Origin of the sequence: Allorhizobium sp. NPDC080224, assembly GCF_050281005.1 — a bacterium.
Lineage (GTDB): Bacteria > Pseudomonadota > Alphaproteobacteria > Rhizobiales > Rhizobiaceae > Allorhizobium.
On sequence record NZ_JBNNWJ010000001.1, the window covers coordinates 2,779,374 to 2,799,601 of the forward strand.

19 protein-coding genes are annotated in these 20,228 nt (G+C 63.6%); 7 read left to right on the top strand and 12 right to left on the bottom strand.

What is annotated here, in order from left to right; genetic code table 11:
• Nucleotides 1–7 precede the first annotated feature (7 nt).
• The 3 genes from ACQKP1_RS13775 to ACQKP1_RS13785 are packed head-to-tail and all read right to left on the bottom strand — an operon-like array spanning nucleotide 8 to nucleotide 2,513.
• Nucleotides 8–1,264, bottom strand: coding sequence for a CCA tRNA nucleotidyltransferase (locus tag ACQKP1_RS13775; protein WP_427275671.1), 1,257 nt, complete (start codon nucleotides 1,262–1,264; stop codon nucleotides 8–10).
• Nucleotides 1,261–1,893, bottom strand: a complete 633-nt coding sequence (locus ACQKP1_RS13780; RefSeq protein WP_427275672.1) for a CoA pyrophosphatase — start codon at nucleotides 1,891–1,893, stop codon at nucleotides 1,261–1,263. The genes ACQKP1_RS13775 and ACQKP1_RS13780 overlap by 4 nt, the downstream gene beginning before the upstream one ends.
• A complete protein-coding gene (locus ACQKP1_RS13785; protein WP_427275673.1) occupies nucleotides 1,890–2,513 on the bottom strand; it encodes a DUF1285 domain-containing protein in 624 nt (207 codons plus the stop codon). Before ACQKP1_RS13785 ends, ACQKP1_RS13780 begins: the two co-directional genes overlap by 4 nt.
• Before the next feature lie 160 nt (nucleotides 2,514–2,673).
• On the opposite strand from ACQKP1_RS13785, the gene ACQKP1_RS13790 reads away from it, so the two are divergent.
• From ACQKP1_RS13790 to ACQKP1_RS13805, 4 genes are read left to right on the top strand one after another with little or no spacing between them, the layout of a single operon-like run.
• A complete protein-coding gene (locus tag ACQKP1_RS13790) occupies nucleotides 2,674–3,687 on the top strand; it encodes an AAA family ATPase (RefSeq protein WP_427275674.1) in 1,014 nt (337 codons plus the stop codon).
• 16 nt (nucleotides 3,688–3,703) lie between these two features.
• Nucleotides 3,704–4,621 (top strand): DUF58 domain-containing protein, encoded by a 918-nt coding sequence (locus ACQKP1_RS13795; protein ID WP_427275675.1) that lies wholly within the window; start codon nucleotides 3,704–3,706, stop codon nucleotides 4,619–4,621.
• Complete coding sequence (locus tag ACQKP1_RS13800) at nucleotides 4,621–7,443, top strand: DUF4159 domain-containing protein (RefSeq protein WP_427275676.1); 2,823 nt, start codon at nucleotides 4,621–4,623, stop codon at nucleotides 7,441–7,443. Before ACQKP1_RS13795 ends, ACQKP1_RS13800 begins: the two co-directional genes overlap by 1 nt.
• 4 nt (nucleotides 7,444–7,447) lie before the next feature.
• Nucleotides 7,448–9,517: a hypothetical protein gene (locus ACQKP1_RS13805; RefSeq protein ID WP_427275677.1), complete on the top strand. Its 2,070-nt coding sequence runs from the start codon at nucleotides 7,448–7,450 to the stop codon at nucleotides 9,515–9,517.
• Between the two features lie 27 nt (nucleotides 9,518–9,544).
• Here ACQKP1_RS13805 and ACQKP1_RS13810 read toward each other — a convergent pair whose 3' ends face one another.
• The 3 genes from ACQKP1_RS13810 to ACQKP1_RS13820 form a co-directional block, all read right to left on the bottom strand.
• Nucleotides 9,545–10,057 (bottom strand): GNAT family N-acetyltransferase, encoded by a 513-nt coding sequence (locus ACQKP1_RS13810; protein ID WP_427275678.1) that lies wholly within the window; start codon nucleotides 10,055–10,057, stop codon nucleotides 9,545–9,547.
• Nucleotides 10,058–10,133: 76 nt separating this feature from the next.
• Nucleotides 10,134–10,664, bottom strand: a complete 531-nt coding sequence (locus ACQKP1_RS13815; protein ID WP_203016971.1) for a hypothetical protein — start codon at nucleotides 10,662–10,664, stop codon at nucleotides 10,134–10,136.
• 14 nt (nucleotides 10,665–10,678) lie between these two features.
• Nucleotides 10,679–11,854 (bottom strand): zinc-dependent alcohol dehydrogenase, encoded by a 1,176-nt coding sequence (locus ACQKP1_RS13820; protein ID WP_427275679.1) that lies wholly within the window; start codon nucleotides 11,852–11,854, stop codon nucleotides 10,679–10,681.
• A gap of 120 nt (nucleotides 11,855–11,974) precedes the next feature.
• Here ACQKP1_RS13820 and ACQKP1_RS13825 point away from each other — a divergent pair, with 120 nt between their 5' ends.
• Nucleotides 11,975–12,430 carry a GNAT family N-acetyltransferase gene (locus ACQKP1_RS13825; RefSeq protein ID WP_427275680.1) on the top strand — a complete coding sequence of 152 codons (456 nt, stop codon included), beginning with the start codon at nucleotides 11,975–11,977 and terminating at the stop codon, nucleotides 12,428–12,430.
• Here the strand turns inward: ACQKP1_RS13825 and ACQKP1_RS13830 are convergent.
• Nucleotides 12,415–12,975 (bottom strand): GNAT family N-acetyltransferase, encoded by a 561-nt coding sequence (locus ACQKP1_RS13830; RefSeq protein ID WP_203016974.1) that lies wholly within the window; start codon nucleotides 12,973–12,975, stop codon nucleotides 12,415–12,417. The genes ACQKP1_RS13825 and ACQKP1_RS13830 overlap by 16 nt on opposite strands.
• Before the next feature lie 248 nt (nucleotides 12,976–13,223).
• Here ACQKP1_RS13830 and ACQKP1_RS13835 point away from each other — a divergent pair, with 248 nt between their 5' ends.
• Nucleotides 13,224–14,207, top strand: coding sequence for a glutathione S-transferase family protein (locus ACQKP1_RS13835; RefSeq protein WP_427275681.1), 984 nt, complete (start codon nucleotides 13,224–13,226; stop codon nucleotides 14,205–14,207).
• Between the two features lie 2 nt (nucleotides 14,208–14,209).
• Here the strand turns inward: ACQKP1_RS13835 and ACQKP1_RS13840 are convergent, their stop codons facing one another.
• A complete protein-coding gene (locus ACQKP1_RS13840) occupies nucleotides 14,210–14,716 on the bottom strand; it encodes an NUDIX domain-containing protein (RefSeq protein ID WP_427275682.1) in 507 nt (168 codons plus the stop codon).
• A gap of 41 nt (nucleotides 14,717–14,757) precedes the next feature.
• Between ACQKP1_RS13840 and ACQKP1_RS13845 the strand changes: the two genes are divergently transcribed.
• Nucleotides 14,758–15,666: a metallophosphoesterase family protein gene (locus tag ACQKP1_RS13845; protein WP_427275683.1), complete on the top strand. Its 909-nt coding sequence runs from the start codon at nucleotides 14,758–14,760 to the stop codon at nucleotides 15,664–15,666.
• Nucleotides 15,667–15,670: 4 nt separating this feature from the next.
• Here ACQKP1_RS13845 and ACQKP1_RS13850 read toward each other — a convergent pair whose 3' ends face one another.
• The 4 genes from ACQKP1_RS13850 to ACQKP1_RS13865 form a co-directional block, all read right to left on the bottom strand.
• A complete protein-coding gene (locus ACQKP1_RS13850; protein WP_427275684.1) occupies nucleotides 15,671–16,447 on the bottom strand; it encodes an alpha/beta fold hydrolase in 777 nt (258 codons plus the stop codon).
• A gap of 4 nt (nucleotides 16,448–16,451) precedes the next feature.
• Complete coding sequence (gene leuA / locus ACQKP1_RS13855) at nucleotides 16,452–18,167, bottom strand: 2-isopropylmalate synthase (protein ID WP_427275685.1); 1,716 nt, start codon at nucleotides 18,165–18,167, stop codon at nucleotides 16,452–16,454.
• A 427-nt stretch (nucleotides 18,168–18,594) separates the two neighbouring features.
• Nucleotides 18,595–18,819, bottom strand: a complete 225-nt coding sequence (locus tag ACQKP1_RS13860) for a hypothetical protein (protein WP_427275686.1) — start codon at nucleotides 18,817–18,819, stop codon at nucleotides 18,595–18,597.
• Entirely contained in the window at nucleotides 18,816–19,997 is a 1,182-nt protein-coding gene (locus ACQKP1_RS13865; protein ID WP_427275687.1) for a benzoate/H(+) symporter BenE family transporter, read from the bottom strand. The genes ACQKP1_RS13860 and ACQKP1_RS13865 overlap by 4 nt, the downstream gene beginning before the upstream one ends.
• Nucleotides 19,998–20,228: the final 231 nt, after the last annotated feature.

Genomic DNA, 20,228 nt, shown 5'->3' on the forward strand with positions numbered 1-20,228 from the left:
CGAACTTTCAAGCTTTCGCCAGTGTCTCCAGCCGGGCAAGCAGATCCTCGCGGCTGAGGTTGAACTGCGATGCGATCCAGCCTTCCTCGAGCTTGCCGAGAATTTCTCCGACCTTCGGCCCGGCAGGAATACCGGCAGCAAGCACGTCGGAGCCTTTGATCGGCAGCACCGGCCGCACGAAGCCCTCGGCACGCTTCAACAGCGAAAACAGCCGCGCACTGCGGCTCATCGCCTTCTGGTCACCCTCCGCACGCGCACGGGCGGAGGCAAGTTCGAGCTTCAGCATCGAGATCATGCCGTCCTTGCCGAACCGGTAGAGATCGCGATCGAAGGCAACATCTCTCACCGTCTCCTGTGGCTTCGGCGCCCGCGCGAACCGGTCGAGCGCCATTGCCTCGGCATTCGACATCCGCAACCGCTCGGACAGCGTCACCAGCCGCGCTGCATCCTTCGGTACGATCGCGCAAAGACGCAACAGCGCATCCGGCTCCCAGCCGAGCGCCTGTTCAGCTGCGATGAGGCCGGGGATCGCATCGATTCCCCATTTCTCCGTTTCCGGCAGGATCTCGGTTAGCACGCCCGACTGCCGCATCCAGAGCAGCGCCCGCCCCGGATCGCGCGCCGACAAGAGCTTCTTGATCTCGCTCCAGACGCGCTCGGCGGAGAGCGATTTCAGCTGGCTGCGCGCCCTCGCACAAGCCTTCAACCCATCGGTATCCGGACGCCCACTGCCATAATGGGCGAAGAAGCGGAAGAAGCGCAGGACGCGCAGATAGTCTTCGGCAATCCGCTGCTCGGCATTGCCGATGAAGCGCACGGTTCTCGTTTCGATGTCCTTCAAGCCGCCGACGAGATCGATCACCTCACCATCGAGACCGACATAAAGCGCGTTCATCGTCAGGTCGCGCCGGTCGGCATCCTCCTGCCAGCTCGCGCCGAAGGCGACCTGGGCATGGCGACCATTGGTCTCGACGTCACGCCGGAGCGTCGTAACTTCATAACCCTTGCCGTCGACAACAAGCGTCACGGTCCCATGCTCGATCCCGGTCGGTACCGCCTTGATGCCTTTCGCCGCCGCCCGTCCGCTCACCTCTTCCGGCATCAGCGTCGTGGCAAGGTCGATATCCCCGACCGGCAGTCCCATCAGACTGTTGCGCACAGCGCCACCGACCACCCGTGTCTCCGCGCCGCCGCTATTCAGCAGCGTCAGCAGCTTTTGCAGAGCGGGCTCCTGGAACCAGTCGCGATCGGCCAGATTGGTCATGCATAGAGCCTTTCATAGAGCGTCCGGATGATGCCGGCCGTAATGCCCCAGATATGCCGCTCTCGATAGGGCATCACATAGAAATGCCTGACGGAGCCCTGCCACATCCGGCTGTCCTGCCGATGATTGGATGGATTCATCAGGAAGGAAAGCGGCACCTCGAAGACGCTGTCCACCTCGTCGGGATTGAGCACCAGCTCGAAGCCGGGTTGCACGACGGAAAGCACCGGCTGGATGCGAAACCCAGTGCCTGAGAGATATTGCGGCAGCCGGCCGACCGTCTCGACGAAACGGCGGTCGAGGCCGATCTCTTCCTCGGCCTCGCGGAGCGCCGCTTCTTCCGGCGAGGTATCCGTCGCATCGATGCCGCCGCCCGGAAAGGCGATCTGGCCAGCATGTTGCCGGAGCTTGCTGGTGCGCTGGGTGAGGATGATCCGCGCCTCGTCCGGATCGTCGATCACGCCGATCAGCACCGCCGCGTCCTTCAGCTTCAGCTGCTCGTATTGCAGGATGGTATCGGGATTCAGCGCATGGTCGCCATGGTCGCGCCAGGCATGTTCGAGCGGCGCACCCACCTGCTCCAGCGCCCGACGACGAAAATCCTCTGCGGTAAACGGCATCAAGCTCATCGCGACAGTCGATCGAGTTCTTCGGCGGGCATCACAGGAAACACGGCGCCGCGCGAGCGCACGGCAAACATCGCCTTGCCCTCGATCTCCACCACCTCTCCCCGCTCGACGAGATCATACATGACCGCTCGCGAGACTAGCGCCTCCAGACGGCCACGAACGGACAGGTAAGGCTTGAGTTCATGGTTCTCGCCGACGATCTCGAACCGCAGCTTATGCTCGGGCCCCGCCTCGACCACGTCGCCGACATTCGTGCGGAATGTCAGCACCGACTCACCCGCCTCTTCCGTCACGCTCATCTCGACCGCGACGAAATGGGCGTCCTCGACGCGGATGCCGACCTTTTCCACAGGCGTGACGAGATAGGTCTTACCGTCCTCGTCCTTGCGCAGAACCGTCGAAAACAGACGGACCAGAGGCTCCCGACCGATCGGCGTACCCATGTAGAACCAGGTCCCGTCGGCCCTGATTTCCATGTCCAGATCCCCGCAGAACGGCGGTTCCCAGCGCTCCACCGGCGGCAGCGACGCCTTTCCGCCCGATGTTTGCGCTGACGCGCGCGAAATCAGCGCGGCAAGCCCCGCCGCATCTGTCGTCGCCTTTAGCGTATCGCCTGCCATCTTTGCGTCCCGGTTTTGTCTTTAGCCTATAACAGTCACGAGATAGTCATTCGAAACGTCCTTGTCAGCCGTCCTCTCGCCAATAAGTTAGTTTCAGTAACATGCACCTTACGCGTCCGTTCGATTCGCCGGACACGTCCAAAACCAATTGGAGCAGACCATGGGCATGATGCCAAATCCCGATGTTGCACTGGACGAGAAGGCGATCGTCGCGGAAGCCGAAAAGGCGCTCGCGGACATCGCGGCGATCCGCCAGGAAGTGGCCAAGGTCATCTTCGGTCAGGAAAAGGTCGTCGAAAATACCCTTCTCGCCATCCTCTCCGGTGGCCATGCTCTTCTGGTCGGTGTCCCCGGTCTCGCCAAGACCAAACTGGTGACGACGCTCGGCTCGGCCCTTGGCCTCGATGCCAACCGTATCCAGTTCACGCCGGACCTGATGCCCTCGGACATTATCGGCACTGAGGTCATGGACCAGGACGAAACGGGGCGTCGCTCCTTCCGCTTCGTCAAGGGTCCGGTCTTTGCCCAGTTGCTGATGGCCGACGAGATCAACCGCGCGAGCCCGCGCACTCAGTCCGCTCTTCTGCAGTCCATGCAGGAATATCATGTCACCGTCGCCGGCCAGCCCTATCAGCTGCCCGCCCCCTTCCACGTGCTCGCGACCCAGAACCCGCTGGAGCAGGAAGGCACTTACCCGCTGCCGGAAGCCCAGCTCGACCGCTTCCTTCTGCAGGTCGACGTTCTCTATCCGGAACTTGCCGCAGAGCGGCAGATCCTGCTGGAGACAACAGGCGTCGGTGACCGCCGCGCCAGTGCAGTCATCAACAGCGCTCGTCTGCTGGAGATCCAGAAGCTGATCCGCCAGATGCCGGTCTCCGACACCGTCGTCGACGCCATTTTGACGCTCGTTCGCTCGGCACGTCCGGGCCACGGCAACGACACGACCGACAAGAACATCGCCTGGGGTCCCGGTCCCCGCGCCGGACAGGCCCTGATGCTCTGCGCCCGCGCCCGCGCACTCTATGAGGGACGCCTCGCCCCCTCCATCGACGACGTGTACGCACTCGCCGAACCCGTGCTCGAACACCGCATGGCGCTGACCTTTGCGGCCCGCGCCGAAGGCATGACCGTCCGCGACGTCATCGCGGGTCTCGTTTCCGACCTGCGCAAGTAAGGGAGGCCTTAACCGCGTGGCATCGATCGGCCAGATCGTCGAGCAAACCGCCGGCAGCGAAGTGCTGAAGCGCGCGCGCCAGCGCGCCGTGCTCGTGCCTGACTGCATGGTCGAGGCAAAGCGTATCGCCAATACCGTGATTGCCGGCTGGCATGGCCGCCGCAAGCGCGGCATCGGGGAAAACTTCTGGCAGTTCCGGCCCTATGCCGATGGCGAGAGCTTCTCGCGCATCGACTGGCGCCGCTCGGCCCGCGACGACCACATGTATATCCGAGATCGCGAATGGGAAGCGGCCCACACGGTCTGGCTCTGGGCTGATATGTCGCCGTCGATGATGTACAAGTCGACGCTGGCCTCTGTCTCCAAGGAAAGCCGCGCCCTCGTCCTGATGCTGGCCCTCGCCGAAATCCTCGCCCGTTCCGGCGAACGCATTGGTTGCCCTGGCATCATGGAGCCGATCTCCGCCCGAAACGCCGCCGAGCGACTGGCCACCGCTATCATGCATGCGCCGCCGACCGAAGGCCTGCCCGACACCCGTATGATCCGCGGCGCAAGCGACATCGTGCTGATCGGCGATTTTCTTGACGATGCGGACCGGGTGATGGAGCGCATCACGCCGCTAGCCCGCCGCGGCCTGCGCGGCCATGTGCTCGAGGTCGCAGACCCCGCCGAAGAAACCTTCCCTTATACCGGCCGCACCGAATTCACCGATCCGGAAACCGGCGAAAAGCTCACCTCCGGCCGCGCTGAGACGCTGCGCGAAGACTATCAGCAGGCCTATCTCGCCCGTCGCGAGACCATGTCCGACCAGCTCCGCCGCATGGGCTGGAGCTTCACTCATAACCGCACCGATCGCCTCGCCTCCGAGGCCCTCGTCGCCGTCCACATGCACCTGTCGGGCATGCCGCCCGCCGTCAACAGGAGTGCGGGCTGATGTTCGGTATGCCACTCGCCTTCGGCGCTCCCGCCATTCTCGGCGCCCTGCTCGCCCTGCCATTGATCTGGTGGCTCCTGAAGCTCACGCCGCCGCGCCCCAAGGCGGAAGTCTTCCCGCCACTGAAGATCCTGGCCGGTGTCTTGAAGCGCGAGGAAACGCCCTCGAAAAGCCCGTGGTGGCTGACGCTCCTGCGCATGCTGATGGCCGCGATCGTCATCTTCGCACTCGCTGACCCGGTTCTCAATCCGCGCAACGCGACGCTTTCCGGCGACCGCCCGCTGCTGCTTGTCGTTGACAACGGCTGGGCCACCGTCGGCGACTGGGATCGCCGCGTCGAGACAGCAACGGCGCTGATCGGTGACGCCGCCGACCGCAGCCTGCCCGTCTCCATCGTCTTCACCGCCGATGCGACCCATGACGCAATCCCCGGCACGCCGGCCGTCGCGCTCGAAAAACTCGCAGCCGCCACCCCGCATCCGCTTCGACCGGACCGCACGAGGACGATCGAAGCCCTGCGCACCACCTTCTCCTCAGAACGCCCGGGCACGCTGACCTATGTCTCCGACGGCATCGCACGCGATCCGGAAGATCCGTTCCTGTCAGACCTCGCCGACCTCTCGCCCGCAGAATTCCGCATCGTCGAAGGCGACGGCGCAACGAGCGTCGCCATCACCGGCGCCAACAACGGCTCGGATGCACTCACTGTCTCGCTCTCGCGCCTCAACGCCTCGGAACCTCGCAGCCTCATCGTCGATGCCCAGGACCGCCAGGGCCGCGTCATCGCCTCTGGCCAGGTCGATTTCGCAGCGGGCACCGCTGAAGCCTCCGGCGAGATTGCCGCGCCCTTCGAGCTGCGCAATGATTTCGCCCGCCTCTCGATTGCAGGTGTTGCCTCGGCCGGTGCCACCCACCTGCTCGACGACGGCTTCCGCCGCCGCAAGGTCGCGCTTGTTTCCGGCGACAGTGGAGACGGCTTCCAGCCGCTGCTTTCGCCGCTATATTACATTGAACGCGCGCTCGGCCCCTATGCCGATGTGGTCAAGCCCGGCCAGACCGACCTCGCCGTCGCCATCCCCGAGATCCTCAACCAGAACCCGTCCGCTCTGGTGCTCGCCGATGTGGGCCGTCTCCCGGCCGATGTCTATGATCCGCTGCAAGCTTGGATCAACCGTGGCGGCACGCTGATCCGCTTTGCCGGTCCGCGTTTGGCCGCAGCCCCCGCAGACGACCCGCTGGTCCCGGTCATCCTGCGTCAGGGCGAACGCGCGCTCGGCGGCGCGCTCTCCTGGGCCGAGCCGCAGCCGCTCGCCGACTTCCCGACCTTCGGCCCGTTTGCCGGCATGCCGCGCCCCGAAGGTATCCTCGTCAAGCGCCAGGTTCTCGCCGAACCGACCCCGGATCTCGCCGCCCGCACCTGGGCAAGCCTTGCCGACGGCACGCCGCTCGTCACTGTCGAAGACGACGGCGCCGGCCGCATCGTACTCTTCCATGTCAGCGCCGAAGCCACCTGGTCGGACCTGCCGATTTCCGGCACCTTCGTCGAAATGCTCCGCCGTATCGTCCAGCTCACCCGCGTTGGCGCAGCCGAAGCGCAAGCCGGCCAGGCGACCGCCCCCTCGCTGCCGCCCTTCCGCCTGCTCAACGAGCGTGGTGCGCTGACGACGGAAGCCGGGACCGCCAAGCCGCTCTCGCTCGGCCCGGAACGTCCCGAAGCCGCAACCTTCGACAACCCGCCCGGCCTCTACGGCACGGAAGACGGCTTCACCGCCCTCAACCTCCTGCCATCCGACGCCACACTGCGCCCGCTCCCCTCGCCAGCAGGTCTCAACGTCGCCCGAGACCCTATGGCCGGCACCGCTGCCACGCCGCTGAAGCCGAGCCTGTTGACGCTTGCCTTCCTGCTCCTCGTTATCGACAGCCTGATCGTGCTCTTCATGGGCGGCGCCTTCTCGCGCATGCCGCAGCGCGCGCCCGCCGCTGCCGCCTCGATCCTGGCCCTCGCTTTCGCCTTCGGTATCTCCACCACCCCCGGTCAGGCGCTGGCTCAGTCGGCCGATACCAAGCCCGGAGACGAACAGATCCTGGAGCGCCTCGACAACACCCACCTCGCCTATGTCATCACCGGCGACGCGGAGGTCGACCGCTTGTCCGAACAAGGGCTCGCGGGCCTCACGGACTTCCTCACCTATCGCACGACGCTCGAACCCGCGCCGCCAGTTGGCGTCGACATCTCGAAGGATGAACTCTCCTTCTACCCGATCATTTTCTGGCCGATTTCCGCCTCCGCGCCCATGCCTTCGGCCGCCGCGATCAGTCGCATCGACGCCTATATGCGATCAGGCGGCACCGTGCTCTTCGATACGCGTGACCAGGGCTCGACACTGGGCAACGAAGTCGGCGCCTCGCCAAACGGCGAGCGTCTGCAGGCGATCCTCGCTAATATCGATATCCCGCCGCTAGAGCCGGTGCCTTCAGATCACGTGCTGACGCGTGCCTTCTACCTGCTGCAGGGCTTTCCCGGCCGCTACAGCGGCAGCCCGCTCTGGGTCGAGGCCCGTCAGGAGGCGCTCTCCAGCAACAGCGGCGTTGCCTCCTCCGGCGATGGCGTGACCCCGATCATGATCACCGGCAACGATCTCATGGGCGCCTGGGCGGTCGATGCGAATGGCGCAAGCGTGCTTCCCGTCGTCCCCGCCGACGAAATGCAGCGCGAAATGTCCTTCCGCTCGGGCGTTAACATCATGATGTATATGCTGACCGGCAACTACAAGGCAGACCAGGTCCACGTGCCTGCTTTGCTCGAACGACTGGGGCAGTGAGGCCATGACGCTCGAATTCGCCCCCTTCATCCCCTGGATCGCCATTGCCACACTTGCCGTGCTCGCCGTGGTGCTCTCCGCCCTCGGCTTCCTGCGCGGCGTCCGCGGCACGGCCATCCGGCTTGCCGCCTCGATCGCCGTACTCGCAGCCCTCGCGAACCCGCTTCTCCTGCAGGAAGAGCGCGATCCGCTGACCACGGTCGTGCCCGTCATCGTCGACCGCAGCCAGAGCCAGCAGATCGCCGGCCGCGCCGAGGAAACCGATCAGGCGCTTCAGGGCATCCGCGACCGCCTCGGCCGTTTCCCCAATATCGAACCGCGCATCGTCGAGGTGACCGATCCCGGCGACAGCGACGCCCCCTCCACCAAGCTCTTCGAAGCGCTGGCTGCGGCAACGACGGATGTTCCCCCCGCCCGTGTCGGTGGCGCAATCTTCGTCACCGACGGCCAGGTGCATGATATCCCGGCCGAAAACCAGGCGCTCCCCTTCGACGCACCGGTGCATTCCCTGATCACGGGCAAGGCCGACGAATTCGACCGCCGCATCGAGGTCCTGCGCGCACCGCGATTCGGCATCGTCGACGAGGAACAGGAACTCACCTTCCGCGTCTTCGACGATGGTGAGGCCTCCAACCAGCCGGCCGACGTTTCGGTCAGAATGAACGGCGAAGACCTCGGCACCGTGCCAGCTGTCCCCGGCGCCGAGACCTCCTTTGCCTTCCGCGTCCCCCGCGGCGGCAACAATGTCCTGGAATTCTCGGTCGCAGCGACACCGGGCGAAGTCACCGACGTCAACAATCGCGCTATCCACCTGATCGAGGGCATCCGCCAGAACCTGCGCGTGTTACTCGTCTCGGGCGAACCCCATGCCGGCGAGCGTGCCTGGCGCAACCTCTTGAAGTCAGACGCCTCGGTCGACCTCGTCCACTTCACCATCCTGCGTCCGCCGGAAAAGCAGGACGGCACGCCGATCAATGAGCTCTCGCTGATCGCCTTCCCGACCCGCGAGCTCTTCGTCGAAAAAATCAACGATTTCGACCTGATCATCTTCGACCGCTACCAGCATCGCGGCGTATTGCCGATTCTCTATTACGACTACATCGCCGAATATGTGAGGAATGGCGGCGCGCTGCTGATCGCAGCTGGCCCCGAACATGCCGGCCAGGATTCGATCGCCCTCACGCCGCTCGAGTCAGTGCTTCCGGCCACGCCAACCGGCGATGTCCATCAGGCCGGCTTCTATCCGCGCCTGTCGGAACAGGGCAAGCGGCACCCCGTCACCCGTGGCCTTGATGGCTCGGCCGTCGAGCCGCCGCAATGGGGGCGCTGGTTCCGCAGCGTCGATGTCGGACGTACCGACGGCGAAACCGTCATGACCGGCGACGGCGACCGTCCTCTGCTGGTGCTGAACCGCGCCAATGAGGGCCGCGTTGCCATGCTGCTCTCCGATCAGGGCTGGCTCTGGGCCCGCGGCTTCGAAGGCGGCGGCCCGCATGTCTCGCTCTATCGCCGCATCGCTCACTGGCTGATGAAGGAGCCGGAACTCGAGGAAGAGGCGCTCAAAGCCCGCGCTACCGGCCGCACGTTGGAGGTGACCCGCCAGACCATCGGCGACGCCCCCGGCCCCGCGACGATCACCACGCCCTCGGGTGAGACGATCGCGCTAAACCTGAACGAAATCCAGCCCGGCCTCTATCGCGGCGAGAGCCGCATGACAGAGACCGGCCTCTTCACCATCACCAATGGTGACTTCTCGACCCTCGTGCATGTCGGCGCCGTCGATGCGCCCGAATTCCGCGCGATGATCTCGACGACCGACACGCTCGCCCCGATCAGCCAGGAAACCCGTGGCCTCACCGCCCGCCTCGACGACGGCGATGAGACCGTGCGCATTCCCGACATCCTGCCCGTGCGCGGCGAAGTCCGCGTCGCCGACGATCGCCGCATGCTGATCAAGCTGACCGACGAAACCGTGCTCAAGGGCGTCAATACGCTGCCCCTGTTTGCAGGATTTGCCGGTCTCGGCATCCTGCTGATCGCGGTATCCGCCATGTGGTGGCGCGAGGGCCGGTAAGGCGCTTCAGATGAAGAAAGTGCCGTGTCAGGCGGAAAACCGGGGATAGTGTCGATAGACGAGGTCCTCTGGCGCTGGCCGTTCTGCGCTGGGGTCAAGGACCGCACCGAGCCGAAGGGCAAGCCCAGCCGACCGCGTATTTTCGGGATCGACATAACTCACCAGGCTCGGCAGTTTGCGAATGTCCCGCGCCCAGGAAAGCATCGCCTCCGCAGCTTCCCGCGCATAGCCGCGCCCTTCGAACTCCGGATAGACGAACCAGCCGAGCTCGAACTCCGGGAACAGCGGCCACGCATTGATCCCCACCTGACCGACGCATGCGCCACTGGCCAGATCCTCGATCATCAGCGCCCCGCAGCCAAACAGATCCCACTGCGCATGATCGCTGCAGAACATACCCCAGGCTGCAGCCTCAGAAAACGGCCCGCCCATGAACTGCGCCCGCTCCGACGCCATCAGCTGCCGGTACGCCGGCCAGTCATCGAAGCGCATGGGACGCAAGGTGAGACGTGAGGTTGTGAGCGTGGGTATGGGCTGCATTCTCTGGTATGGGCTCGTACTGTTCGACTAAGCAGTGAGCCTATAAGGTTCTTCCCGCCGACGCTACGCGCTCCCCTCACCCCATCAACGCCTTGGCCTTCTCCTTGGCCAGCCCGCGCGATGCCGCGACACCCTTCGGAAACCCGCTTCGGTCACCGAAATCCCGCACCTCGCCACGACGCATGTGCCGCCCTGTCGAAGCCCCTGCAGCAATGAAATCGAGCAGGGTCACGCCCGCGACCATCACAAGCGCGATCGCCACATTGTCCTGCTTGGGATTATCGGGGTGCATCGCGGATCCCAGTGCAACGATGTCGAGCCCGTCGCCGGCAATGCGGCTGGCAAGCCCCACCTCCTTGTCGACAGAGAGCGTCATCATGCCCGAGCCGATCTCGCGCAGGCCATAGGCCCTGACCGCCACCTCCTGACCCTCCATGCCGAGTGCCCGTGTGATCCGGTGCGCGCCGAACAGCTGGACGACACCGAGCCCGATGCTGAACCAGCCGAGATTGCGAGCCAGGCGGTCGGACGATGAAAACGAGCTCGGTCCTGTTTCGAGAACCTTAGGATCGCTCTTCGAACGCTTGAGTGTGCTGAGAAAATTCATGACGATACCTCCGGTTAGGGCTTGAGCACGACCTTGATGCAGCTGTCCTGCTTGTCGCGAAACACCTTGTACATCTCCGGCCCGTCCTCGAGCCCGACGGTGTGGGTGATGACGAAGGATGGATCGAGTTCGCCCTCTTCGATGCGGCGCAGGAGATCGTCCGTCCAGCGTTTGACATGCGTCTGCCCCATGCGGAAGGTCAGTCCCTTGTTCATCGCCATGCCCATCGGGACCTTGTCGACGAGCCCGCTATAGACGCCGGGAATCGAGATGATCCCGCCCGGCCGGCAGACATAGATCATCTCGCGCAGCACATGCGGCCGATCGTTTTCCATCAGCATCATCTGCTTGGCCCGGTCCATCAGACTGTCAGGGTGGCTCACCGAGACATGGCTCTCCATGCCGACGGCGTCGATGCATTTCTCCGGCCCCTTGCCCCTGGTGAGTTCGTCAATCCGGTCGATGACGCTCTCCTCCTTGAAGTTGACAGGAATTGCGCCGCCAGCTTCCGCCATGGAAAGCCGCTCCGGCAGATAATCGATCGCCACGACCTGGGCTGCGCCCAGGAGAACGGCGCTGCGGATTGCCATCTGTCCGACAGGCCCGCAGCCCCAGACGACCACGGTGTCGGTAGGCTCGATCTCGCATTGCACGGCGGCCTGCCAGCCGGTTGGTAGAATGTCGCTGAGGAAGAGCGCCTGCTCGTCGCTCATGCCGTCGGGCACCTTGATATGCGTGCTGTCGGCAAAGGGGACGCGCAGATATTCGGCCTGGCCACCCGGATAACCACCGGTCAGGTGCGAATAGCCGAACAGCCCCGCGGTGGTCCGCCCGAAGGCTTTTTCCGCGAGTTCCTTCTTCCGGTTCGAGCGCTCACAGACCGAGAAATTACCGCGCTGACACTGCTCGCACTCGCCGCAGGTGATGGTGAAGGGAATGACCACACGGTCGCCCTTCTTCAGCTTGCCGTTCATGCCCGAACCGGTCTCAACGACCTCGCCCATGGTCTCATGGCCCATGATGTCGCCCGGCATCATCGCGGGTACGAAATTGTGGAAGAGATGCAGGTCCGAGCCGCAGATCGCACAGCTTGTCACCTTGATGATCGCATCGCGCGGATCCTCGATTTCGGGGTCCGACACCCGATCACATCGGATATCTTCCTTGCCGTGCCATACCAGTGCGCGCATCCGGGCCTCCTCATTGCCATCTGTTGATGCCTGCCCAACACGCGCTGCACCGAAGGGTTCCTCAGGAATTTCGAGGACCCGCTCTCGACAATCCCCGGGTAAAGCGGAACACTGCAAGGCATGACGATACCCCTCACCCTCTCGGACACCGTTCCCGAATCCGCCCGCGATTCCATCCTCGCCAGTATCAAGGCGCACAACGGAACGCTGCTTGGCGCAACGGATAGAAAAGACATCTACATCCCGATCACCGCCGATGACGGCACGGTCGACGGTGGCCTCGTCGGCTACACGGGCCGGGGCTGGCTGTTTGTGGAGCTGCTTGCAGTTCCCGAGCGCCTGCGCGGTCAGGGCATAGCCGGGGCGCTACTGGCACGAGCTGAGGAGGAAGCGAGGGCCCGCGGCTGCATCGGCGCTTACATCGACACGATCAACCCGGTCGCCTGCCGCGCCTATGAGCGTGCCGGCTACCATGTTTTCGGCCGCATCGAGGATTTCGCCAAGGGCTACGATATCTGCTGGCTGATCAAGCGCTTCGGCGAAGCGCTTGAGGACACGTCTCACGCCGAAGCATAGGCGCGATCCGGGGCCTCGTCGGCCGCCGCAGGCATCTTCGCCCCGCAGTCCCGCCAGGCGATCACACCCTTCAACCGGTCATGCACGTCGTCGGCCAAAGGCACGACCAACACACGGTTTGGATCGACGGGACCGGGAAAGTCGAGCGCTTGGTAGGCGACCTTCTCGAAGCCGAGCGGCATGTAATAGGGCGGATCACCGATCAGAATGACACCTTCCGAGCCCTTCCGCCGCGCCGCCTCGATCGCGATCCGCACGAGTTCGCGGCCAATCCCCCGGTTCTTGTGGGAGGGACGCACAGCAAGCGGTCCGAGCAGATGCCCTTGGACGCCGCCGGCCAGAACCGGCGTCATGCGGACGGAAGCGATCGTCTCGCCATTGTCGGTGCAGATGAAGGAAAGTGACCGGTCATGTGGCCCCTGCTCGCGGATGCGCGCTGCCGCACGGGTGTGCCGGCCAGGACCAAAAGCTTCTTCGTTGATGAGTTCAATGACAGCGTCGTGCGACGCATCCTCGGTGAGGTAGACAAGGCCGGAGTGAAACATGGATGACCGAAACCAATAGACAGACAGCAATAGGGTTCACGCGCACGAAATTCGTGCGTTCGAGAGCTTCAGCGTCGTCGTGGGTTCCGTGCGATGGTCATCGGGGCCTTCAAATTTTCAGTTTTGTTCTGATAGCAGCAAATTTTCTCGCCGTCCAACGGAAAACGCACTGTTCAACCCATCGCCCCTCGCAATTGCAGCCAGCAGCCGTATTTTGCCTGACAAGTGAAAAACAGAAGGAAATGATCATGGGCAGACTAGTGGATGGCGTCTGGCAGGACGTCTGGTACGACACGAAATCGACCTCAGGGCATTTCAAGCGAGCCGATTCGAGCTTTCGCAACTGGGTAACCGCAGACGGCTCGGCCGGCCCGTCGGGCAAGGGCGGCTTCAAGGCGGAGGCCGGTCGATACCACCTCTATGCCTCCTATGCCTGCCCCTGGGCGCATCGCACCCTGATCTTCCGCAAGCTGAAAGGTCTCGAAGACCTAATTTCAGTCTCGGTCGTCGATCCCTTGATGCTGAAGAATGGCTGGGAATTTCATGACCGTGATGGCGCGACGCCTGACCATATCTTCGGCTCGGACTATCTCTGGCAGGTATATGTCAAGGCTGACCCGGAATTCTCAGGTCGCGTTACGGTCCCGGTGCTCTGGGACAAGCATCAGGGCACGATCGTCTCGAACGAGTCCTCCGAGATCATCCGCATGCTCAATTCGGCCTTCGACGTCCTGACCGGCTCGACCCTCGACATGCATCCCGAAGATCTGCATGCGGAGATCGACGAGGTGAACGCCCGCATTTACGACACCGTCAACAACGGCGTCTACAAGGCCGGTTTTGCCACCACTCAGGATGCCTATGAAAGCGCCGTCTATCCGCTGTTCGAGACGCTCGACTGGCTGGAAAAGCGGCTGACGGATCAGCGCTACCTCTTCGGCAGGCGCATGACGGAAGCCGACTGGCGGCTCTTCACCACGCTGGTGCGCTTCGACCCCGTCTATGTCGGCCACTTCAAGTGCAACATCCGCCGCATCGCGGACTATCCGGCGCTCTCGGCCTATCTACGCGACCTCTACCAGACGCCGGGCATCGCCGAGACGGTCGAGATGCGCCACATCAAGCATCACTATTATCGCAGCCACACGATGATCAATCCGACGGGCGTCGTCCCGGTCGGCCCGGACGAGAATCTGATGGCGCCCCACGGCCGCGAAACGCTTGGCGCCTGAGCCTACCAGTGATGCGCGGGGGCGATTTCCCCGCGCAGTTCCGCGATCCGCAGCTGTGTAGCCTGGGTCACGCCCTCCGGCAGTGCGTCGAGGGCGAAAAAGCCCGCCTCGGCGATCTCCCGATCCGCCGGACGGGCCGAGGTCTGGCGCACGTTGACGCGGTAGAGCAGGACGTGATCGCGCCGGCTGACGCGCGCGTTGAAGTACACATGAAAGAGCGCGGGTTCGTTGACCGCTTCAAGATTGCCCTCTTCCCACATTTCCTTCAAAAGCGCCTCCATCGCGGTTTCGCCGCGCTCCACCCCGCCACCCGGCATATGCCAGCCTGGCACATAGGTGTGCCGGACGAGGAAGATCCGTCCTGCCTCGTCGAAACAGGCCGCGCGAACGCCGAGCGTCATCCCGCGATTGACGGCGAAATAGACATGCAGAAGGCGAATGAGGAACCTCTTGGGCCATCCGAGCCTTTCGCTATCGGCGCCCCGCACGGTGCCTCCTGCTGGCTTCATTTTCCTTGCCCCTCGGTTTCAGCGCCGCTAAGAGAAGCGCCATGTTCAAGCTCGCCCACATCTCCGACGTGCATCTCGGCCCGCTGCCGAACCTGACGATCCGGGAATTGGCCTCGAAGCGTATTACGGGCTATGTGAACTGGCACCGCAACCGTCGCAAGCATCTTTTTCCCAATGCACTGGAAATGGTTCTGGACGGCCTGCGTGCCGAAAATCCCGATCATCTGGCGATCACAGGCGATCTGGTGAACCTCGCCTCGAAGCTCGAGGTGAAGCTTGTCGCGGAATGGCTGAGTGAAGCGGGCGCGCCGCTCGACACGTCCGTTGTTCCGGGCAATCACGACGCCTATGTGCCCGGCGCGCACGAGCGCTCGGTCCAGGCCTGGTACGACTACATGCGCGGTGACGACGACCCGCTGATCTACCAGGACGACCACAAGCTCTTTCCCTATATCCGCCGCCGCGGCCCCGTCGCGCTGATCGGCTGCTCGACCTCGATTGCCACCCCACCCTTTTCCGCCCAGGGCTATTTCAGCGGCCGGCAGGCCCGCGAGACGGCCGCCCTCCTGAAGGCCGCCGGCGAGGAAGGCCTGTTCCGCGTGGTGATGATCCATCACCCGCCGATCCGCGGAGCCGCCGCCCAGCACAAGCGCATGATCGGCATCCGCCGCTTTGCCGCCGCGATCCGCACCGGCGGCGCCGAACTCGTGCTGCACGGCCACACCCATTTGAATACGCTCTACTGGCTGACAGACCGCGAGAAGAAGGTCCCCGTCGTCGGCATCGCCTCGGCAAGCCAGGGGCCTGGCGCCAAGAAACCGGCCGCCGGCTACAATCTCTTCTCCATCGATGGCGAAGCCGGAAACTGGCAGCTCGACTGGCAGCGTTACAAGATCGAGCGCGAGGATGCGCCGCTGAAGCTCGACCACAGCGAAAGACTGCTCGGCTAACCCCCTAGCCTTCAGCCATCGCCGCCCGGATGGCCGCGGCCACCCGTTCAGGCGCCTCGTCGATCAGCATGTGGCCGGCACCTTCGATCAGAGCAACCTCGGCCCCCTGCCAGATGTTCTTGGCCTGCGCGACCGGCAAAATCGGGTCGGCCGTTCCCCAGAGCAACCGCGTTGGAATGCCGAGATCGGAGAATGAGGAAAGTGGCAGCGTCCCCTGCCCAATCCGTTCGTCGGTTTCCACGAGGAAGGATTGGACGATCTGCATCAGTCGATCCGCTGCCCCGGCATTCCGTCGAGCCGCCGCGTGCAGGTCGAGACCCACTGCCTCGAACGCAACGCCCTGGGCAGCCATCGCGGCCAACCCGCCAGCCAACTCCTCGACTTCGACGGCCAGGCCATAGCGCCGCAAGGCCTGATGATCGATCTCGGGACCAAAGCCGCCAGGCGCCACAAGTGTCAGGGATGCCACCCGATCCCGCGCCCTGAGCGCGATCAAACTGGCAATCGCTCCGCCCATGGAATGGCCACAGAGATGGAAAAACGACAATCCGCGTTTGTCGAGATCATCGAGAATGGCCTTGGCCATGACGCCGGCATGCCCGACACCCACTGCATCGAGCGAGTGTCCATGCCCTGGCAGGTCATAGACGAGAAGTGGCAGATCCGGATCAAGCCGCGCGATGACCGGCGCCCACGCAGACCCAATGCCGCCAAACCCATGCAGCAGCACGAGCGGAGCCTTCGCCGAGGACAAATGTCGAACCTCGGCGAAGAGCGTCATGGCATCAGGCCTTCTTCTGCTCGTCCAACACACGGTTGGCGGCCGAGACGATCGCTTCCAGCGAGGCCGTCACGATATTGGTGTTGATGCCGGCTCCGAAGAGCTTGCCGCCGGAATGCGCCATCTCGACATAGGCGATGGCCGCCGCATTCGAGCCATGCTGCAGCGAATGCTCGGAATAATCCTGCACCGAGAGATCAATGCCGAGATAGGTCGAGAGTGCATTGACGAAGCCGTCGATCGGTCCCGTGCCCTTGCCCTCGATCCGCTTCGTCTCACCGTTGTCGGTGATTTCAGCGGCAACCACGCGGATGCCCTTCTGATCTGTGCCGGCCGGATAGGTGTGGTGGTCGACGAACTTGATCCGCGCGCCGGTCTGGTCGACATAGCGCTCGATGAAGCGCTCATAGATCGCCTTCGACGGCAGCTCCTTGCCGCCTTCGTCGGTGATCCGCTGGATATCCTCACGAAACTCGATCTGCAGGTTGCGCGGCAGGTTGATGCCATAGTCTTCCTGCAGGATATAGGCGATGCCGCCCTTGCCCGACTGTGAGTTGATTCGGATGATCGCCTCATAGGTGCGGCCGACATCCTGCGGGTCGATCGGCAGGTAAGGCACCTCCCAGACAGGCGAATTCGCCTGGCGGATCGCCTTCATGCCCTTGTTGATCGCGTCCTGATGCGAGCCGGAGAAGGCCGTATAGACCAGTTCGCCGACATAAGGGTGGCGCTCAGGGATCACCATCTCGTTGGAATATTCGTAGACGGCCTTGATCCGCTCGATATCGGAGCAGTCCAGCTCCGGATCGACGCCCTGCGTATACATGTTCAGCGCCAGGGTGACGATGTCGACATTGCCGGTGCGCTCGCCATTGCCGAACAGCGTGCCCTCGACACGGTCCGCGCCCGCCATCAGACCGAGCTCGGTGGCAGCAATCCCGGTGCCCCGGTCATTGTGCGGATGCAGCGAGATCAGCACATTCTCGCGGTTGTCGATATTGCGGCACATCCACTCGATCTGGTCGGCATAGATGTTGGGCGTCGACATCTCGACGGTCGACGGCAGATTGAGGATCAGCTTGTTGTCGGCGGTCGGCTTCACTTCGGCGATGACGGCATTGCAGATCTCCAAGGCCACTTCCAGCTCGGTGCCGGTAAAGCTCTCAGGCGAATATTCGAAGCGATAGCCGCCACCGGCCTTGGCCGCCATATCCATGATCATCTTCGCCGCATCGACGGCGATCTGCTTGATGCCGGCCACATCCTTGCCGAACACCACGCGACGCTGCAGTTCGGAGGTCGAGTTGTAGAAATGGATGATCGGGTTCGTGGCCCCTTCCAGCGCCTCGAAGGTCCGCGTGATCAGCTCAGGGCGGCACTGTACCAGCACCTGCAGGGAGACATCGGCGGGAACACCGCCCTCTTCCACGCACCAACGGGCAAAGTCGAAATCGGTCTGGGAAGCCGACGGGAAACCGATCTCGATTTCCTTGAAGCCCATGTCGAGCAAGAGCTGGAACATGCGCGCCTTGCGGTCATGGCCCATCGGGTTGACCAGCGACTGGTTGCCGTCGCGCAGGTCGACCGAGCACCAGATCGGCGCCTTGTCGATCACTTTCGACGGCCATGTGCGGTCGGCAATATCGATCTGCGGATAGGGGCGGTACTTCTGCGAAGCGTCCGGCATGCCCTGCTTCACGGTATGGGTCTTCAAAATCATTGTGTTGGTCTCTTCTCGTCCCTGGCGGCTGCCGTGGCTGATAACAAATCAGCGGAGCTTTGGCACGTCCGAACAGGCCCTATTCAAAGGATGGATTGCATTACAAAGGGAAATTCGAGGAGCAATCGCCAAACGGCTGACCCGGCCGCCGGGCGCTCCTCAATGGACCCGGCAACCGCGGATAAGGCCGAGAAGAAGAAGCGAGTTTGGCACAGACGCGACGAAGCCGGCCGCAGTGCGGGCCGTCATGTCTGTCGCAGCAATAGTCGTGCCGTTGGTATTCATGGGATCAGGAATAACGCGATGAATTGAATCGCGCAAGGGTGTTATTCGGCAGCTGACTTCGGGGGCTGTTCGAAGCCTTTGCGAACCCATCGCGAAAACAGCTTACCTCGAGAGCGGTTTCACCAGATCCGACACACCTCGCTCACCGACGCCCGAACTGCACGATAAAGGCCGCGGCCAGGAAGCCGAGCGCGATCATGCCCCAGACCATTCCACCATCGGTGACATTGCTGCCATCAGACGTCACGCAACTCGACTGCGCTACCGCGATACAGTCGCGCCAGATCCAGTAGCGGGTGTAGAAAACGAAGCCGAAGAGACCGGCAGCCAGGGCAAGGACGATCGCCCTGATCCGTATCCGCCTCACGCGCGAACTCTGGCGAGCTTCACCAGCCCCAGCATGGCCACCCCCGCGATCAGCCCCCAGAACGCGCCTGAAATCCCCAGAATGGAAATCCCCGACGCCGTCACCAAGAAGGTCACCGCAGCCGCCTCCCGCGTCTCCGGCAACTGAAACGCTGCGACCGCAGAGCCCGAAAACGCCCCGATCAGCGCCAGCCCCGCCACCGCCTGGATGAGGATCGGCGGCGCGAGCGCCACGAAGGCGGTCACGGCGCCGGCAGTCAGGCCGAGCAGAACATAGCCGATGCCAGCGATGATCGCAGACCAATAGCGCCTGGCAGGATCGGGATGCGCATCCTCGCCTGCGCACATCGCCGCCGTGATCGCCGCAAGATTGACCGCATGCCCGCCGAAGGGCGCCGACAGCGCCGAGAACAAGCCTGTGACCGCGAACATCGGCCCAGGCTGCGGCTCGTACTTATTGACCTTGAGGATCGCGATCCCCGGAATGTTCTGCGAGGCCATGGTGACGATGAAGAGCGGCAGGGCAATCGAGATCAGCGCCGGCAGCGTAAACGCCGGAGCTACGAACTCCACCGGCGGCGCGAGCGACGCCGCCCAGCTGGCCATGGCGCCATGAGGCAGGTCGACCCCGAAGACGATCACCACGACGAAAGCAAGCAATGCAGCCGGCACCGCATAGAGCCGCTTGAAGGCCGCAACCACCGCCCAGACGACCAGGATCGGCAGTCCGAGGGCCCCATCAAAGGCGACCGCCTGGAACGGTGCAAAGCAGAGATTGAGGATCACGCCCGCCAGCATGGCATTGGCAATCGGCGCCGGAATGGCGGCAACCGCCCGCCCGAAGGGCCGAATGAGGCCGGCGAGCACGATCAGCGCCGCACAGACCAGAAACGCCCCGACCGCCGCCGGAAACCCGCCGACAGGAATTCCCGCCGTCACCATCAGCGCAGCACCCGGCGTCGACCAGGCGACAGAGACCGGCAGCTTTGTCCAGACACTCAAGACGATCCCGCAGATCCCCATGGCGACCGACAGCGCCATCAACCCGGAGGCCGCCTCATAGTCCGTCGCGCCGACGCCTTTCAACCCCTGAAGCACCACGGCAAATGAACTGGCAAAACCGACAAAGGCGACGAGCACGCCCATGAAGGCGGCCTGGGGGGAAAAATCTTTGAGCATGGTAGGATCCGAACGGGACAAGGAAGGGTGAAAGCTGCGAGCATTCGACGTACGCCGCTTGAAATGCAAGCCGCATGACGCCACCTGCGGTACGCCCGCAGACGAGCGGTCGACGGTTGTGGCAACACCGCCCCGGCAGCTGCGCCCTTGAACCTGTCAACTCCGCCGAACCGTGTCATGCAGGTTTCACCTTGTTCGGGCATCCCGGTGGCACGACTCTTGAAAAGCCGA

Coding starts and splice junctions, on each gene's coding strand:
- ACQKP1_RS13865 (WP_427275687.1), bottom strand. CDS start 19,997: ATGCTCAAAGATTTTTCCCCCCAGGCCGCCTTCATGGGCGTGCTCGTC.
- ACQKP1_RS13845 (WP_427275683.1), top strand. CDS start 14,758: ATGTTCAAGCTCGCCCACATCTCCGACGTGCATCTCGGCCCGCTGCCG.
- ACQKP1_RS13805 (WP_427275677.1), top strand. CDS start 7,448: ATGACGCTCGAATTCGCCCCCTTCATCCCCTGGATCGCCATTGCCACA.
- ACQKP1_RS13775 (WP_427275671.1), bottom strand. CDS start 1,264: ATGACCAATCTGGCCGATCGCGACTGGTTCCAGGAGCCCGCTCTGCAA.
- leuA (WP_427275685.1), bottom strand. CDS start 18,167: ATGATTTTGAAGACCCATACCGTGAAGCAGGGCATGCCGGACGCTTCG.
- ACQKP1_RS13830 (WP_203016974.1), bottom strand. CDS start 12,975: ATGTTTCACTCCGGCCTTGTCTACCTCACCGAGGATGCGTCGCACGAC.
- ACQKP1_RS13785 (WP_427275673.1), bottom strand. CDS start 2,513: ATGGCAGGCGATACGCTAAAGGCGACGACAGATGCGGCGGGGCTTGCC.
- ACQKP1_RS13810 (WP_427275678.1), bottom strand. CDS start 10,057: ATGCAGCCCATACCCACGCTCACAACCTCACGTCTCACCTTGCGTCCC.
- ACQKP1_RS13825 (WP_427275680.1), top strand. CDS start 11,975: ATGACGATACCCCTCACCCTCTCGGACACCGTTCCCGAATCCGCCCGC.
- ACQKP1_RS13820 (WP_427275679.1), bottom strand. CDS start 11,854: ATGCGCGCACTGGTATGGCACGGCAAGGAAGATATCCGATGTGATCGG.
- ACQKP1_RS13850 (WP_427275684.1), bottom strand. CDS start 16,447: ATGACGCTCTTCGCCGAGGTTCGACATTTGTCCTCGGCGAAGGCTCCG.
- ACQKP1_RS13800 (WP_427275676.1), top strand. CDS start 4,621: ATGTTCGGTATGCCACTCGCCTTCGGCGCTCCCGCCATTCTCGGCGCC.
- ACQKP1_RS13780 (WP_427275672.1), bottom strand. CDS start 1,893: ATGAGCTTGATGCCGTTTACCGCAGAGGATTTTCGTCGTCGGGCGCTG.
- ACQKP1_RS13815 (WP_203016971.1), bottom strand. CDS start 10,664: ATGAATTTTCTCAGCACACTCAAGCGTTCGAAGAGCGATCCTAAGGTT.
- ACQKP1_RS13840 (WP_427275682.1), bottom strand. CDS start 14,716: ATGAAGCCAGCAGGAGGCACCGTGCGGGGCGCCGATAGCGAAAGGCTC.
- ACQKP1_RS13835 (WP_427275681.1), top strand. CDS start 13,224: ATGGGCAGACTAGTGGATGGCGTCTGGCAGGACGTCTGGTACGACACG.
- ACQKP1_RS13790 (WP_427275674.1), top strand. CDS start 2,674: ATGGGCATGATGCCAAATCCCGATGTTGCACTGGACGAGAAGGCGATC.